At 43.8% G+C, this 15,471-nt stretch carries 15 protein-coding genes; 8 read left to right on the top strand and 7 right to left on the bottom strand.

What is annotated here, in order from left to right:
• Positions 1 to 20: 20 nt before the first annotated feature.
• Positions 21 to 665, top strand: a complete 645-nt coding sequence (locus SD449_RS03685; protein WP_318308824.1) for a hypothetical protein — start codon at positions 21 to 23, stop codon at positions 663 to 665.
• Between the two features lie 47 nt (positions 666 to 712).
• On the opposite strand, the gene SD449_RS03680 is transcribed toward SD449_RS03685, so the two are convergent.
• The 3 genes from SD449_RS03680 to dnaA are packed head-to-tail and all read right to left on the bottom strand — an operon-like array spanning position 713 to position 3,340.
• Complete coding sequence (locus SD449_RS03680; protein ID WP_318308822.1) at positions 713 to 1,441, bottom strand: SAM-dependent methyltransferase; 729 nt, start codon at positions 1,439 to 1,441, stop codon at positions 713 to 715.
• A 4-nt stretch (positions 1,442 to 1,445) separates the two neighbouring features.
• On the bottom strand, positions 1,446 to 1,898 hold the full coding sequence (locus tag SD449_RS03675; protein WP_318308821.1) for a low molecular weight protein-tyrosine-phosphatase: 453 nt from the start codon (positions 1,896 to 1,898) through the stop codon (positions 1,446 to 1,448).
• Positions 1,899 to 1,915: 17 nt separating this feature from the next.
• Positions 1,916 to 3,340: a chromosomal replication initiator protein DnaA gene (gene dnaA / locus SD449_RS03670; protein ID WP_318308820.1), complete on the bottom strand. Its 1,425-nt coding sequence runs from the start codon at positions 3,338 to 3,340 to the stop codon at positions 1,916 to 1,918.
• 202 nt (positions 3,341 to 3,542) lie between these two features.
• Between dnaA and SD449_RS03665 the strand changes: the two genes are divergently transcribed.
• The gene (locus tag SD449_RS03665; RefSeq protein ID WP_225604668.1) at positions 3,543 to 3,941 is read left to right on the top strand and encodes an acyl-CoA thioesterase; all 399 of its coding nucleotides are present in this window, start codon (positions 3,543 to 3,545) and stop codon (positions 3,939 to 3,941) included.
• A 130-nt stretch (positions 3,942 to 4,071) separates the two neighbouring features.
• On the opposite strand, the gene SD449_RS03660 is transcribed toward SD449_RS03665, so the two are convergent.
• From SD449_RS03660 to ribD, 4 genes are read right to left on the bottom strand one after another with little or no spacing between them, the layout of a single operon-like run.
• Entirely contained in the window at positions 4,072 to 4,686 is a 615-nt protein-coding gene (locus SD449_RS03660; protein WP_318308818.1) for an IMPACT family protein, read from the bottom strand.
• Positions 4,686 to 5,549 (bottom strand): EamA family transporter, encoded by an 864-nt coding sequence (locus SD449_RS03655; RefSeq protein WP_318308816.1) that lies wholly within the window; start codon positions 5,547 to 5,549, stop codon positions 4,686 to 4,688. Before SD449_RS03655 ends, SD449_RS03660 begins: the two co-directional genes overlap by 1 nt.
• Positions 5,550 to 6,152: an HAD family hydrolase gene (locus tag SD449_RS03650; RefSeq protein WP_318308815.1), complete on the bottom strand. Its 603-nt coding sequence runs from the start codon at positions 6,150 to 6,152 to the stop codon at positions 5,550 to 5,552.
• Entirely contained in the window at positions 6,145 to 7,197 is a 1,053-nt protein-coding gene (ribD, locus tag SD449_RS03645) for a bifunctional diaminohydroxyphosphoribosylaminopyrimidine deaminase/5-amino-6-(5-phosphoribosylamino)uracil reductase RibD (RefSeq protein WP_318308814.1), read from the bottom strand. The genes SD449_RS03650 and ribD overlap by 8 nt, the downstream gene beginning before the upstream one ends.
• 31 nt (positions 7,198 to 7,228) lie before the next feature.
• Between ribD and SD449_RS03640 the strand changes: the two genes are divergently transcribed.
• From SD449_RS03640 to SD449_RS03615, 6 genes are all read left to right on the top strand, one after another.
• Positions 7,229 to 7,714, top strand: a complete 486-nt coding sequence (locus SD449_RS03640) for a GNAT family N-acetyltransferase (RefSeq protein ID WP_225604665.1) — start codon at positions 7,229 to 7,231, stop codon at positions 7,712 to 7,714.
• Positions 7,714 to 8,640: a peptide chain release factor N(5)-glutamine methyltransferase gene (gene prmC, locus SD449_RS03635; RefSeq protein ID WP_318308811.1), complete on the top strand. Its 927-nt coding sequence runs from the start codon at positions 7,714 to 7,716 to the stop codon at positions 8,638 to 8,640. Before SD449_RS03640 ends, prmC begins: the two co-directional genes overlap by 1 nt.
• Before the next feature lie 266 nt (positions 8,641 to 8,906).
• Entirely contained in the window at positions 8,907 to 10,907 is a 2,001-nt protein-coding gene (gene ligA, locus SD449_RS03630; protein ID WP_318308810.1) for an NAD-dependent DNA ligase LigA, read from the top strand.
• Positions 10,904 to 11,197 carry a hypothetical protein gene (locus tag SD449_RS03625; protein WP_318308809.1) on the top strand — a complete coding sequence of 98 codons (294 nt, stop codon included), beginning with the start codon at positions 10,904 to 10,906 and terminating at the stop codon, positions 11,195 to 11,197. Before ligA ends, SD449_RS03625 begins: the two co-directional genes overlap by 4 nt.
• Positions 11,198 to 11,470: 273 nt before the next feature.
• Entirely contained in the window at positions 11,471 to 13,258 is a 1,788-nt protein-coding gene (locus tag SD449_RS03620) for a BspA family leucine-rich repeat surface protein (RefSeq protein ID WP_318308808.1), read from the top strand.
• A gap of 321 nt (positions 13,259 to 13,579) precedes the next feature.
• The gene (locus tag SD449_RS03615; RefSeq protein WP_318308806.1) at positions 13,580 to 15,319 is read left to right on the top strand and encodes a BspA family leucine-rich repeat surface protein; all 1,740 of its coding nucleotides are present in this window, start codon (positions 13,580 to 13,582) and stop codon (positions 15,317 to 15,319) included.
• Positions 15,320 to 15,471 lie beyond the last annotated feature (152 nt).

Raw genomic sequence — 15,471 nt, 5'->3', positions numbered from 1 at the left:
AGATCACAAATATGAACATTATGAAAAGATGGATAGGTTTTATTCTACATCTTGCCATGATCGTAGTTTTGACAAGTTTTGGTTCATATACCATAATGAAAAGAGGGAATGTTGAAATTCCTGAATCATTGAAGGTTACGACCAATTTGGAATTCTTTGCACCATTGGATTCCATTCCACTTCTTGACGAGGACGAGGTAACACCTCCTTTTCTGGGTAAAGCTTTCAATGGCTTTAAAGAAGCGCTTGCTTTTAAAGAATCCCAGGGTAAATATCAAAGAGTAAACACATTGGGCTATTTGGGTAAATACCAGTTTGGTAGCAGTACCCTTAACCTTATCGGTGTTTACGATACGGAAGATTTTTTGGACAATCCAAAACTTCAGGAAAAGGCCTTTGAAGCCAATATTGCCCGTAACAAATGGATTTTACGAAGGGACATCAAGCGTTTTAATGGAAAGACCCTGGGCGGTATCAAGATAACCGAGTCCGGAATTTTGGCAGCCGCGCATTTGGCCGGGGCCGGAAACGTGAAGAAGTATCTACGATCTTATGGACAAATCGATGTAACTGATGCTTACGGAAGTAATATCTCGTACTACATGAAAAAATTTGCGGGCTACGACATTTCCAATATCAAGCAACAGAAAAATGCCAAAGTATAACTACGGCATGATGTAAAACAAGAAAGCTCCGAAATTCGGGGCTTTTTTTATGCTTGGATAATGTATATCGTAGGTCGTTTGTCCAAGTCCAACGTAATCTCGCTCCATTCGTGGACGCTCTTGGTGGAGATGAACTCCGTAGGCAACGTAATATCGCAGGCAATGCACAGTCGGGTTGACTTTTGTAGGGTTTTTATAAGCTCTTTCAGCAATTTATCATTTCGGTATGGCGTCTCCATAAAAATTTGTGACTGTCCTTTTTCACGGGACAATCGTTCCAAACCTTTCACCATTTTTTTTCGTTCTGAGTTGTCAATGGGCAAATAGCCGTTGAACGCAAAGTTCTGGCCGTTCATACCACTGCTCATCATGGCCATTAAAATAGAGGAGGGGCCCACCAGCGGTACCACTTGTATTCTTTTTTGATGCGCCACCCGGACTACATCGGCTCCAGGGTCAGCGATTCCGGGGCATCCTGCTTCGGAAAGCACACCGATGTCGAACCCATGAATGCAAGGGTCCAAAAAAGAAGGTATCTCCTCTGGATTGGTATACTTGTTCAAGGATTGTAAATGCAGATCAGGTTGCGATTTGCTAGGGCTCACCCTTTTTATGAAGCGCCTGGCCGTCTTTTCGTTTTCCACGATATAGTGGTTGATCCTTTCAATGGTGCCCTTTACCGAAATGGGCAGCACCTCCAAGGGAGCGTTGTCTCCCAAAGCTGTGGGAATCAGATAGATTTTGCCCACTACCAAACCAGGTTTTTCCTCTTCCATGGGCTTAATTTAGTTTTTTCGCAATTGCCTCACAAGCGCTATCTATCATTTGGTATACATTTTCGAAACCATCATCCCCGCCATAGTAGGGGTCGGGTACTTCATTAATCCCTAATGAAACCTCGCTCAACAACAATTTTACCTTCTTCGCCTCCTCTTGGTTTTTGGCAAGATTGGCCACATCGGAAAAGTTACTTCGGTCCATAACGTAGATATGGTCAAACTCCAAAAAATCCTGTTTGGAAAATTTTCTACACTTCTGATGGGCAATGTTCAAACCATATTTGCGTGCAACGGCAATAGAGCGTTTATCAGGTGGGTTGCCAACGTGATAACCGGCGGTACCTGCTGAATCCACAAATACTTTATCGGGGTCCACTTTGGATTGCAGAATGCCTTCGGCCAAAGGTGACCTGCATATGTTGCCCAAGCAGACCATCAAAACTTTGGTTTTCATAAATATGTTGTGAAAAATTAGGAGAACTTTTTGCTCAGATCCTCGATGTACTTTCTGAATTGCTTATCGGTCTCCGCAAGGTTATCCACCGTTTTGCATGCATGGAGCACGGTTGCATGATCACGTTTTCCGATTTGGGAACCGATGCTGGCCAAAGATGCCTTGGTGAATTTCTTGGCAAAGAACATGGCCAATTGCCTAGCTTGCACAATATGGCGCTTTCTTGTTTTGGATTGAAGCGTGGCCACATCCATTTCAAAGTAATCCGAGACCACTTTTTGGATATAATCGATGGATACTTCGCGCTTGGTGTTCTTGACGAACTTTTCTACGACCTGCTGGACCAGTTCCAAGGTAACTTCACGTTTGTTGAAAGATGATTGCGCGATCAATGAAATGATGGCACCTTCCAGTTCACGAATGTTGGTCTTGATGTTCTTGGCCACGTGATCGATAATATCTTCCGGCATTTCCACACCGTCGCGGTACAACTTGTTCTTCAAGATGGATACTCGGGTCTCGTAATCGGGACTTTGCAATTCTGCGGACAGACCCCATTTGAAACGGGAGAGCAAACGCTGTTCAATATCCTGCATGTCCACCGGAGCTTTGTCCGAAGTCAAGATTACCTGCTTGCCATTTTGGTGCAAGTGGTTGAAAATATGGAAGAAAACGTCCTGTGTACCAGATTTTCCGGATAGAAATTGTACATCGTCAATGATAAGTACGTCTATCAACTGGTAAAAGTGGATGAAATCGTTTCGGGTATTCTTTTTTACGGACTCTATATATTGTTGGGTGAATTTCTCCGCCGAAATGTAGAGTACCGTCTTTTCTGGGTACTTATCTTTTATTTCAACTCCAATGGCATGGGCCAAGTGAGTCTTTCCCAATCCAACGCCACCAAAAACCAACAAAGGGTTAAAGGATGTTCCTCCGGGTTTGTTGGCCACAGCCATCCCGGCCGATCTTGCCAAACGGTTGGAGTCGCCTTCCAGAAAATTATCAAAATTATAGTTGGGATTTAACTGGGATTCGATTTTGATGTTCCGAATTCCAGGAATAACAAATGGATTCTTTAGTTCGGGACTTTTGGAGGTAATCGGCACATCCAACTCCTGTGGTCCTACAGCAGTACGGTTGGAACTTGGTATCTGTTCCGTAAAAGGTTCCTTGTTGCCGTATTTGTTCTCCATTTTTATCACGTAGATCAGCTTTGCGTTGGTTCCTAACTCACGTGTTAGGGCAACTTTTAAAAGCTTTACATAATGTTCTTCGAGCCATTCGTAGAAAAACTTGCTGGGTACTTGAATGCTGAGTGCCTTATCGGTCAGCTTCATCGGCTTGATAGGCTCAAACCATGTTTTGAATGCCTGCGGTTGGATGTTATCTTGGATAAAAGCCAAACAGTTGTTCCATACGGAATTAGCAGTAGCACTCATAGAAGTTTTTCCTTGTTTTTATGGTTAGCTTTAATACTTAAGAGCAAGCATCTAAAGGATTATAAGATGCTTATTGGATGCGACAAATATGTGAACAAATCTTTTAAAAAAAAAATCAAATTGTCATTGAAAGTTTTGTTTTTTTTTCGCATGTTACCCTCAAAATAAGCAAGCCTCTAAATATATAATTTTTCAGTTAAAAATGGGTCTAAATTCATATTCTTTTCGGGTTCGATATGCAGAAACCGACCAAATGGGGGTTGTTTACCACGGTAATTATGCGCAGTATTTTGAAATGGGTCGAGTAGAGTGGTTAAGGGCCATGGGAATCACCTACAAAAGCATGGAGGATAACGGGGTGATGTTACCCGTAATTTCCTTACATATTGACTACAAAAAGTCTGCGGTTTATGATGATTTGTTGACGGTGCGTACCCAATTGAAATCAAAGCCCATGGTCAAGATTGAGTTCGACTATGACCTTTTGAACGAGGCAGGGGAGTTATTGGCCACCGCGAACACCGTTTTGGCCTTTATGGATAAAAAAACGGGACGCCCCATAAAATGTCCTGATTATATCTTGGAAAAATTGGAAGATTGATTTTTATGAGTCAGGAGTCAGGAGTCAGGAGTCAGGAGTCAGGAGTCAGGAGTCGGAATGTGGAGGTCTTTGTTCTAGTGTCTAGCAGCGCAGCGTTCTTTTATCCAACAGCAAAGCGGTCTTGTTTCAATCAATCTATCATAATCACATCGACACCGTGCATTTCATCGAAAAGTTGAAAGATTTCTTCCGATTCGCTTAATCGAACCGAAATTACCAGTTCACAATCCAACTCCATTTTTTGGGAAACAATTTCCAAATCTTTCTGTTTGATGGTCCGCATCACAATATCCATAACTGGATACTCAAATTGTAAACGCATTTGCGCTTTAATGGTTTTTTGCACGATTTTGGCACTTTCCAACGCCATTTGGGCAGCCATTTTGTAGGCCTGTATCAATCCGCCGACCCCAAGTTTGGTGCCACCGAAGATTCTAGTGACGGTAATCAATACATTGGTCACATCAAAAGATTGTATTTGTCCGTAAATGGGCATCCCAGCGGAATTGTTCGGTTCGCCATCATCGTTGGCCCTGTACGTTGGGTTTTCCGTGCCCAATTGCCAGGCATAGCAAACATGATTTGCCGTATGGTATTTTTTTCGGAGTTCCTCCACAATCGGTTTTACATCATCTTCCGAAGTAATGGGATGGACCTCAGCATAAAATTTACTCTTTCGGTCCTTATATAAAATCTCTGGTGAAGGTTTGGTGACGGTCCTGTAAACATCTTCTTCTTTCTCCATCAGAACAAAGCTACCAATATTATGCTCAAAACGGCCAACAGGACACCGCTCCAATTTTTAAGACTGAGCTTCTCTTTAAACAATAATATTCCGACGAGCGTGGAGACCATTACAATCGCAACGTTGTTTAAGGTAAAGATGGCGGCGCTGCTCAAAATGCCCTCACGCAGGGCACGAAGCAAAAAATAAATGGAAAAATAATTAGGCACGCCAAGCGCAATGCCACCCAAAATATTTTTCAGGTTGACTTTCAATGAAGTTTTTACCGCTTTCGCTCCAATAAATATAAATCCAGTTAAGGCTGCAAAGCCAAAGACCATGGAAGAGAACACGGGAATCTCCTCATCGGTCAAATGGATTTCCTCAAAATACTGAATGCTGGTATCGATTACGCCCGATCCCAAAAACACCAGTAAAGGTAGCATAAGTGCCTTACGGGCAATCTTGATGCTTTTCTCTTTTATGGAGGCCAAATACACGGCAACCAGGGCCAAAACAATCCCAATGACCTGTATAGCACTTAAACGTTCGCCGTACAGCAAAACTCCCATGATCACAGGAATGGCCAACGACATCTTGGTGGCCACCGAGGCTACGGAAACCCCAGAGACTTGTGCCGTACGGGCCATCAGATTAAATATCACAATAAAAAGTACTCCTAATAATATAGGGCCGATCAACCATGGTTTATGGGCGAGATCGCTCACGCCAACGGGGCCATCATATAAAAAGAAGCCAACTGCGCACGCAACCACATAATTGGTAATGATGGCATAAAGTGTCTGGATTTTAAAGACATCGAACAATTTAAAGGCCACAAAAATCAAAGTAGAGCTCAGAACACTAAGAAGCAGGTATACCATTTACAGTCTTGATTTTAGTTGGGTTATATCCTCTTGGCCCACCTGTAGATTCCAAGTGTGTATTCCCAAAAAGGCTGCGGAATCTGTATTTTCCTTAACATCGTCCACAAAAAAGGTCTCTTCGGGCGTTAGCTGGTTCTCTTCCAAAACAAAGTTGAAAATCTCGGCATCTGGTTTGCGCATTCCCATTTCGTAGCTCAGATAAAACACATCAAAAGCATTTTTGAACCTGTTGAACCGTTCCATGCCCATTTGTTCCTTAACACGATCCATGTGCAGTTCGTTGGTGTTGCTCAACAATAGCATCTTATATTGATTTTCCGCTGCAAGCTGTTCAATAAACTCCAATCGGTGCTCGGGAAAATCCAATAGGATGGAATTCCAAGCCTTTAATAAATACTCCCTAGTGGCCTTGGGGAAATGTGCTGACACTTCATCCAAAAAATCCGAAGAAGCCATAAGTCCTTTCTCATAATTCTGAAACAGACTTTCCAAGTTCGAGGTCACTTCGGTAAAGCCGTGCTGTACCATCGCCTTCGCTGTTGCAGGTTTGTCCAGGTTGATGAGTACATCGCCAAAATCGAGGATAATATTTTTAATCATTGACATAAAAAGATAAGGTATCGGTCAGTATTTGGGTTTGATGTTGTAAAGTGCCCTGTAATTTGGGCGCTGGCAATCCATTTTTGAAAGAAATAGCACCCTTAAATATCCGAGCTTCGTCCCACAGGTTTTCATCGATAAAAGTTTGAAGCGTTTTTGCTCCACCTTCAATAATCACGCTGGTAATGTTTTGTTGATGGAGCGCATCACAGATTTGTTGTGCTGTATGCTGAGAAAAATCGATTACAGCATAATCAATACCCCTTATATATTTGGTTGCATCTTCGACCTCCGTCAAAACAATGGTCCGCACGCATTTGTCTAAAACGTGATAGCTCGGATCAATTTTCAAACCCCTGTCCAAAACCACACGGATAGGGTCTTTGCCCACCCAGTTTCGGGTCGTCAACTTGGGATTGTCCTCCAAAACGGTGTTGGTTCCGACCAAAATGGCCTGTTCTTGGCTTCGCCATTGGTGCACCAATTGTTTGGAATGGGCATTGGTGATCCAGAAAGGTTCGGGGCTATCACCTCGTAGGGAGGGGTCAGGTGCCAAAAAACCATCATTCGACTCTGCCCACTTTAAAATAATATAGGGTCGTTTCTTTTCTTGGAATGTCAAAAAACGTTTGTGGTGTTTGCGGCATTCATCCTCCAGAATCCCCACCGTGACTTTACAGCCTGCATCCTCCAATTTTTTGATGCCCTTGCCAGCCACCTTATCGTGCGGATCCTGCAAACCAATAAAAACTTCTTTGAGTTGATGTTTGGCAATCAAATCGGCGCACGGCGGTGTTTTTCCAAAATGGGAACAAGGTTCTAATGTCACATAAAGGGATGCTTCTTTGAGCAAACCCTTATCCTTTACGGAATTAATGGCATTTACCTCGGCATGAGGCCCTCCGTAGGGACTTGTAAAACCTTCACCAATAATTTTATCGTTGTGAACGATCACACATCCCACCATAGGGTTTGGGGCCGTGGTTCCCAGTCCTTTTTTGGCCAGTTCAATGCAGCGAAGGATGTATTTTTGATGTATATTCACCCCGCAAAAATAGAACAATAAAAACACAAAAATGGGAGATACGGTGATTCGTGAAATAACCCCCGAAGACAACGCACAGGTGGCCCAAGTAATACGAAAGGTTTTTGAGGATATGGGTGTTCCCAAGGTGGGCACGGCTTATGCCGACAAAGCGTTGGACGATATGTATTCCAATTACAACGTGCCCAAGGCCGCCTATTTTGTGGTGGAGCACGAAGGCAAGGTAATAGGATGTGCAGGCGTAGCAAAATTGGACAACTACGATGGCAATGTGTGCGAGCTTCAAAAAATGTACTTTTTGGAAGAAGCTAGGGGCAAAGGCCTTGGCGCCAAAATGATCGAGGCCTGTTTGGACAAGGCCAAGGAATTCGGTTTTGAGGCCTGCTATCTGGAAACCATGCCTTATATGGAAGCCGCCCAAAAACTCTATAAAAAGAACGGTTTTGACTATATCGACGCCCCCATGGGAAACACGGGACATTATTCCTGTCCCGTTTGGATGCTTAAAAAACTGTAATGCTCCTCAAAGAAATCAAAGATATTTTCCATAAGGAATTGGGTGCGATCTATCCCAAAGAGGAAATTGATTCTTTTTTCTACTCCTGTATTGAACATTACCTGAATCTGGAACGGTTCATTCTTGCAATTCAGCCTGGATACACGTTGAACAAAGACGAAGAACAGCCCCTTTTTGAAGCATTGTCTGAACTGAAATTGGAAAAACCCCTTCAGTATATTTTGGGAACGGCCCATTTTATGGATTTGGAGCTTCACGTCGATGAAAACGTGTTGATTCCACGCCCCGAGACGGAAGAGTTGGTGCAATGGGTTTTGGACGATTGTCAGAAGGACGAACCGTTTAATTCGGACGCTAAGCGCCCGCCTGCCGCTCGGGTAGGGAGCCAAATGGTCATTGAGCGGAGTCGAAATGACCATTCTTTACGGATTTTAGACATCGGAACGGGAAGCGGTTGCATTGCCATTGCTTTGGCAAAACACCTGCCCGATGCGAAAATATATGCCTTGGATGTTTCGGAAGGTGCGTTGAACGTTGCCAAGGAAAATGCTGCGTCAAACGGAGTGGATGTCACGTTTCTGCATCAGGATATTCTAAATCCTGAAATTAATCTGGAGTTTGATGTAATCGTGTCCAATCCGCCCTACGTCAGGGAGTTGGAGAAAAATGAAATCCAAAGAAATGTAAAGGATTTTGAACCTGACACCGCCTTGTTTGTATCTGACGAAGACCCGTTGCTGTTTTACAGGGCGATTCTGGGTTTTGCTGAAAATCATCTCTCAGAAAACGGAAAGTTGTATTTTGAAATCAATCAATATTTGGCAGAAGAAACCAAAGCGCTTTTCAATACCCGTAATTTTTCAGAAATTGAACTGCGAAAAGATATGTTTGGCAACTATAGAATGTTAAAGGCGATTATGCAATGAATAGATACATTATTCCATTATTCATTTTAGCAATTACTATTTCATGTAATGAGAAAAGAACTGAGATCAAAATAAATAGTGAGGATATCCATTCAATAAAATTTGATAGTAGGGAGCCATCTTTGATGGTGGAAAAGGATTCTAATTTTATTAAATATGGTTTCGATACGGTTGTTCGTGTGACTAGAAATCGAATAGATACAACTGTAATGTTAAATTTGAAAGACTCAACTATTATTTTAAAGGACTCAGCCCAACAATAACATATGAACATTGAGCAACAAATACAATCGCTAAGGGAAGAGCTAAGAGAACACAACTATAAATACTATGTGCTCGATGAGCCATCCATTTCCGATTACGAGTTTGACACGAAACTCAAGGAGCTTCAGAAACTGGAAGCCGAACATCCCGAATTTAAGGACCCGACGTCGCCAACCTTGCGCGTGGGAGGGATGGTCACCAAAAATTTTGAGACGGTTGTTCACGACCATCGGATGTATTCGTTGGACAATTCGTACTCCAAGGAGGACTTGGAGGATTGGGAGAAGCGGATTCAGCGTATTTTGGGAGATGCCGAAGTGGAGTTTACTTGTGAATTAAAGTATGATGGGGCTTCCATCAGTCTCACCTACGAAAATGGGCTTTTGGTCAAAGCAGTGACCCGTGGCGATGGTTTTCAGGGGGATGATGTGACCAATAACATCAAGACCATAAAATCGGTTCCCTTGCAATTGAAGGGAGACTACCCACCGAAATTTGATATTCGAGGGGAAATCATACTTACCCTCGAGGGCTTTGCCAAAATGAACGCAGAGCGCGTTGAAGCTGGGGAAGATGCTTACATGAATCCGAGGAACACGGCATCAGGCAGTTTAAAACTTCAAGATAGTGCCTTGGTGGCCCAACGCCCCTTGGAGTGTTTGTTGTACAGCATAGCTGGCGACAATTTAGGCGTTTCATCCCAGTTTGAAGTATTGGAAAAAGCGCGCTCTTGGGGATTCAAAGTACCGACGGTCGCCAAATTGTGCAAATCCACCGCAGAGGTTATGCAGTTTGCGGATTATTGGGAAGTACATCGTCACGATTTGCCTTATGAAACCGATGGTGTGGTGGTCAAAGTTAATAGCATCCAACAGCAAGAAGAGCTGGGGTATACCGCAAAATCCCCGCGCTGGGCCATGGCCTATAAATTTAAGGCGGAACAGGCCACTACTATTTTGAACAAGATTACGTATCAGGTCGGGCGTACTGGGGCGATTACCCCTGTGGCCAACTTGGAACCTGTCTTATTGGCGGGAACTACGGTGAAACGAGCTTCGTTGCACAATGCCGACCAAATTGCCAAACTCGATGTGCGCGAAGGTGACACGGTTTTTGTGGAAAAGGGAGGGGAAATCATTCCCAAGATCGTAAAGGTAGATTTCACCAAGCGGTCAGTTGATTCCGAACCTACAAAATACATTGAAAATTGTCCTGAATGTGGCACGGAGCTTATCAGAAAGGAAGGAGAGGCACAACATTTTTGTCCGAATGACATTGGTTGTCCGCCGCAGATTACGGGTCGAATCCAACACTTTATCTCTAGAAAGGCCATGGATATTGAAGGTCTGGGTGGTGAAACCGTAGAATTACTGTTCAAGGAAGGCCTTATTGGCAACTACGCCGATCTGTACACCTTGACCAAGGAACAAATATTGCCTTTGGAGCGGATGGCGGACAAATCTGCCGAAAACTTAGTGAACGGAGTACAGGCATCCAAAGCCATTCCGTTTGAACGGGTGCTTTTTGCCCTGGGGATAAGATATGTTGGGGAGACGGTGGCCAAAAAACTGGCCAAAGCTTTCAAGAATATTGATGCTTTAATGGCAGCTTCGCAAGAGCAATTGGTGGCGGTAGACGAGATAGGGGAACGGATTGCCGAAAGTGTGGTCAGCTTTTTCTCGGAGCCCGCGAATGTGGAAACTATCGACCGATTAAAATCCTACGGACTACAATTCTCGTTGTCCGAAGCGCAGTTGGAAAATCAAACGGAACTTTTGAAAGGAAATACGTTTGTGATTTCGGGTGTGTTCGAGACCATCAGCCGTAACGACCTAAAGAAATTGATTGAAGATAACGGAGGTAAAGTGTCTTCCTCCATTTCATCAAAAACCAGCTTCTTGGTGGCAGGCGACAATATGGGCCCAAGTAAACGTACCAAGGCGGAAGGTTTGGGAGTACCCATCATATCAGAACAGGAATTTTTGGAAAAGTTGGAATCATGATACCAAAAACGTACGAAGAATTTGAAGCTACTTTAGACCAATACGCACCTCCATCCGATTGGTCAGAGCCTTTAAAATCCCTTTGGTTCGATGCAAAGGGCGATTGGGAATCCTCCCATGACATTGCGCAGGAAATAAGCTCTTCAATGGGCAGTTGGATACATGCTTATCTGCACCGCAAAGAAGGGGATAAGTGGAATGCGAAATATTGGTACGGCAGAGCGGGCAAGCCTTTTCCAGAGTATAGCTTGGAAGAGGAACTGAAAGTATTGGTAGGGGCCAACCTTTGATCAATTTACAATTAACCAAAACCAATAATCCAACCATTCTTGTCCCTTTGACTACCTGCCTGCCGCAGGCGGGCGCTCAGGGACCGCTTCAGGGTGAGAACAATCCAACCATTCGTTTCCCATAACCTTTAACCCATAACCTTTCCCCCCAATCCCCCATCAACTCAAACCCATCAACCGTCAATCCAAAGCTCCCATAGGTCAATCAAGCATTAGAAAATCGATGAGTTCTCCCGAAACTTGCTTGTATTTATAAATAAAAACATCTTGATTATGGGAATTAAGAAACTTCTTTTAGGGATAATGGCAGTGGCCCTATTTTGGTCCTGCAGCAGGGACGATGGACCGAGCTCGTTTGGGAACCAACCCCCGGTTATATACGATCAGACCTTTAATTTACAGGAGAAGGTTGTAACGGAAGACCAAGCGGTGGGCATCGTGAAAGCTTATGATTCGAACATTGGGACCAAACTAACATTTAGCATCACCACCAATAGTGATGATATGTTCGAGATTGAGGCCGCGACCGGATTATTGGGAGTCAAAGCAGGTAAAACCCTCGATTTGGCGGACACGCCGTTGCGTAGTATTACCGTAGCGGTTACGGATGGGGAAAGGGCGGATTCTGCCCAGATAACCATTTGCGATTGTACGCCCCACTTTTCCAACGAATATTATGTTTTCGAGGTAAGTGAGGATATTTCCGACGATGAATTGATCCATAACTTTGAGATTGCTGATGTGGACACCGATTTTGAGGACCTTGTATTTACAATCCATACCAATGACTCCGGATTATTTGAAATAAGCAGCAGTGGGGAACTTACCCTGTCAACAGGTAAGAACCTTGATTATGAAACGGCTACTGAGCATAATATTATCGTAAGTGTTACGGACGGGACGGAAACTATAGAGGTGGCAGTAAAAATTTTGGTCTTGAACGTTATAGAGGGCTTGGCCGATGATCCTGCATCTTTTGTAACCAAATGGCAAACACAGAGCGATGGAGAAAAAATAGTGATCGGCGCCAATAGTAATTACGATTACGATTTTACCGTGGATTGGGGAGATGGAACTGTGGAGGATGTTATACAAATGAATCCCGAGACCTTTGAGCATACCTACGAGGTTGCTGGTGAATATACTGTGGCCATAGAAGGAGGTTTTCCGGCCATTCAAATGATCAATAGCTCCACGGCAGACAAATTGATGAGCATTGAACAATGGGGGAATATCAATTGGAAGGACTTTTCTTTTGCATTTGCCGATTGTACAAATATGTTTTACCAAGCTTCTGACTCCCCAAAACTTTCTGAGGTAACGAGCTTGGAGGGAATGTTTATGGATGCGGTCTCTTTTACGGCCGATTTAAATGATTGGGATACATCGAGCGTTACCAATATGTCACATGCATTCAGAAATGCAACTTCATTTAATGGCGATATTGGCGATTGGAACACCTCGAATGTAACGCAAATGCAATATATGTTCGATGGAGCAATTCTATTCAACAAAGATCTTGATGATTGGGTCACCTCAAATGTGGTCAATATGGCAAATATGTTCAGGGGAGCAACCGCTTTTAATGGAAATATTGACAATTGGAACACGGCCAATGTGGACGTTATGACGACGATGTTTGAAAATGCCACCGACTTCAATAGAAATATTGTGGCGTGGGAGACTGGAAATGTAACCTTCATGATCGGAATGTTTCGCGATGCGGAATCTTTTAACGGTAACATTGCTGATTGGGATACAGGTAATGTAGAATCGATGGCCAATATGTTCAATGGGGCCACCTCTTTTAACCGCAACATTGGCAATTGGGATATTTCGAATGTAACGAATATGCAAGGCATGTTGGATAACTCGGGAATGACTCCAACTTCTTATGGCCTTACACTCCAATTCTGGGCTCAGGATGGGAACGTACCATCCAATATAACACTAGGGGCTCTTGGTTTACAGGTGGATTGCGATTTTGCTGCAATGATCACCGCAAGGGACTACTTGATCAACACGGAGTCTTGGATCATAACAGATACGCCTTGCCCATAAAATGATATTGTATCACCGGAGAGGCCAAGTGCTTTTCCGGTTTTTTGTTTTTGGAGGTCAGTAGGCAGTTTACAATGAACAATGGGCAATTAACGGTGGTCAACAATCAGTGGGCAGTATGCAGTTGACAATCAACAATTAACAGTGGCCATCAATCGAACAATCCAATCACCTTTCACCTTTCAACCCTTCACCCGTAATTTTCATCAACCCAAACCCATCACCCATCAATCCAAACAGGGCATTGGTCAATTGGTGGCCAAAAACCTCCCGATAAGTCCTGAATTTGCCGGAATATTTAATCTATAAAAAACATAAATTATGAAAAAGATACTTTTTTCAGTAGTTGTTGTGGCCATGCTCTGGTCCTGCGGAAAGGACGATAGTCCAACCCCCCCAACCCCTTCCGAGGACGAGAACAGTGTGCCCGTAATAACCGCTAAGACCTTTACCGTGGCGGAGACCATTTCCGATACCGAGGTTATCGGCAAGGTAACGGCAACAGATGCCGATGATGACGCACTGACCTTCTCCATTGCAACGAACTCCGATGCCCTGTTCGAGATCACCGCAGCGGGCGACCTGAGCCTGGCAAGCGGCAAAACGCTTGATGCGGCCACCAAGGAGCAGCACGCCATTACCGTTAAGGTGGACGATGGCGAGGACACGGCAAGTGCCACCATCACCATAAAAGTGACTTCCGAAGTGGTGACCCCGACCAACGAAGCCCCCGAAATGGCCGACCAAGAGTTCATGGCAGCCGAGGACATTACCGAGGCCAACGAAATTGGCCAAGTGGTGGCCACCGATGCGGACGGCGATGCTTTGACGTTTACAATGAAAGAGAACGACAACGACCTGTTCGCCGTTTCTGAAAGCGGTGTACTCACCTTGGCAGAGGGCAAAATGTTGGACTACGAGACCGCGACCTCGCATAGCATTACCGTAAGCGTAACCGATGGCGAGGAAACTGTAGACGCCACCATTACCATTACCGTGGAAAACGTTATTGAGAGCATGGCCGAGGACCCAGCCTCCTTTGTGACCACTTGGAAAACTGAAGTTGATGGTGAGTCCATAAAAATAGGAGTGGATTCTAATTTTGATTATGATTTCACCATTGATTGGGGCGACGGTACAGTTGAGGATGTAATTGATTCGGGAGTACATGGATTTGAACATATCTATGAGACAGCAGGTACATATACCGTGGCGATTGAAGGTAGTTTTCCCACAATGACCTTTTTTAACTCCAATCTGTATGGCAAAACACCTAAAAAAATGATGAGTATAGAAAAATGGGGAGCAATAAAATGGCAATCATTTAAACATGCTTTCGCTGGTTGTTCCAATATGGTCTATAATGCGACAGATACTCCTGATTTATCCAATGTTACAGATATGTCATTCATGTTCCGTGGTGCCACTTCCTTTACTGGAGATATAAGCGGTTGGGATACTTCCAATGTAACCGATATGTCGTATATGTTCCGTAGTGCCACTTCCTTTAATGGAGATATAAGCGGTTGGGATACCTCTAGTGTGACCAATATGTCATATATGTTCATGGGTGCAGAATCATTTGATGGGGACATAAGTGATTGGGACACTTCAAATGTTACCGATATGTATAGTATGTTTTATGGTGCCACTTCCTTTAATGGAGATATAAGCGGTTGGGACACCGTCAATGTTACCGATATGTCGTTTATGTTCTTCGATGCAAGCTCTTTTGATGGAAATCTTAGTGGTTGGGATACTTCCAATGTTACGAATATGGAAGCCATGTTCACTAATGCCACTTCATATGACCAAAACTTGGGCGGTTGGGATATTAGTAGTGTGGAAAACATGAATTTTATGCTGGACGATAGCGGAATGTCCGCACAGAACTTTTCCAATACCTTAATCGGATGGGCCGCCCAAGAGGTACAACCCAATGCAGCTTTAGGTGCAGCAGGAGTTAATATTTGTGTAGACGGTCTTCCCGCCTATAATACACTTGTAAACGAACCAAATAATTGGACCATTACATATAGTGCTTCTGTTTTTTGTAATTAAGAATATGTAATAAGTATAAAACAGACCGGGAGGGCCAAGTGCTTTTCCGGTTTTTTTGTTTTTTTAGAAGTCAGGAGTCAGGAGTCAGGAGTCAGGAGTCAGGAGTCAGGAGTCAGGAGTCAGGAGTCAGGAGTCAGGAGTCAGGAGTCAGG

The sequence above is a fragment of the Flagellimonas crocea genome, from assembly GCF_033441595.1.
Classification (GTDB): Bacteria; Bacteroidota; Bacteroidia; order Flavobacteriales; family Flavobacteriaceae; genus Flagellimonas; species Flagellimonas crocea.
The sequence above is the reverse complement of the archived record's forward strand: the minus strand, read 5'-3'. Positions and strand labels throughout refer to the sequence as shown.

What these genes read in the sequence shown, in the direction of transcription:
- SD449_RS03685 (WP_318308824.1), top strand. Translation starts at nt 21, where the DNA reads ATGAAAAGATGGATAGGTTTTATTCTACATCTTGCCATGATCGTAGTT.
- SD449_RS03680 (WP_318308822.1), bottom strand. Translation starts at nt 1,441, where the DNA reads ATGGAAGAGGAAAAACCTGGTTTGGTAGTGGGCAAAATCTATCTGATT.
- SD449_RS03675 (WP_318308821.1), bottom strand. Translation starts at nt 1,898, where the DNA reads ATGAAAACCAAAGTTTTGATGGTCTGCTTGGGCAACATATGCAGGTCA.
- dnaA (WP_318308820.1), bottom strand. Translation starts at nt 3,340, where the DNA reads ATGAGTGCTACTGCTAATTCCGTATGGAACAACTGTTTGGCTTTTATC.
- SD449_RS03665 (WP_225604668.1), top strand. Translation starts at nt 3,543, where the DNA reads ATGGGTCTAAATTCATATTCTTTTCGGGTTCGATATGCAGAAACCGAC.
- SD449_RS03660 (WP_318308818.1), bottom strand. Translation starts at nt 4,686, where the DNA reads ATGGAGAAAGAAGAAGATGTTTACAGGACCGTCACCAAACCTTCACCA.
- SD449_RS03655 (WP_318308816.1), bottom strand. Translation starts at nt 5,549, where the DNA reads ATGGTATACCTGCTTCTTAGTGTTCTGAGCTCTACTTTGATTTTTGTG.
- SD449_RS03650 (WP_318308815.1), bottom strand. Translation starts at nt 6,152, where the DNA reads ATGATTAAAAATATTATCCTCGATTTTGGCGATGTACTCATCAACCTG.
- SD449_RS03640 (WP_225604665.1), top strand. Translation starts at nt 7,229, where the DNA reads ATGGGAGATACGGTGATTCGTGAAATAACCCCCGAAGACAACGCACAG.
- prmC (WP_318308811.1), top strand. Translation starts at nt 7,714, where the DNA reads ATGCTCCTCAAAGAAATCAAAGATATTTTCCATAAGGAATTGGGTGCG.
- ligA (WP_318308810.1), top strand. Translation starts at nt 8,907, where the DNA reads ATGAACATTGAGCAACAAATACAATCGCTAAGGGAAGAGCTAAGAGAA.
- SD449_RS03625 (WP_318308809.1), top strand. Translation starts at nt 10,904, where the DNA reads ATGATACCAAAAACGTACGAAGAATTTGAAGCTACTTTAGACCAATAC.
- SD449_RS03620 (WP_318308808.1), top strand. Translation starts at nt 11,471, where the DNA reads ATGGGAATTAAGAAACTTCTTTTAGGGATAATGGCAGTGGCCCTATTT.
- SD449_RS03615 (WP_318308806.1), top strand. Translation starts at nt 13,580, where the DNA reads ATGAAAAAGATACTTTTTTCAGTAGTTGTTGTGGCCATGCTCTGGTCC.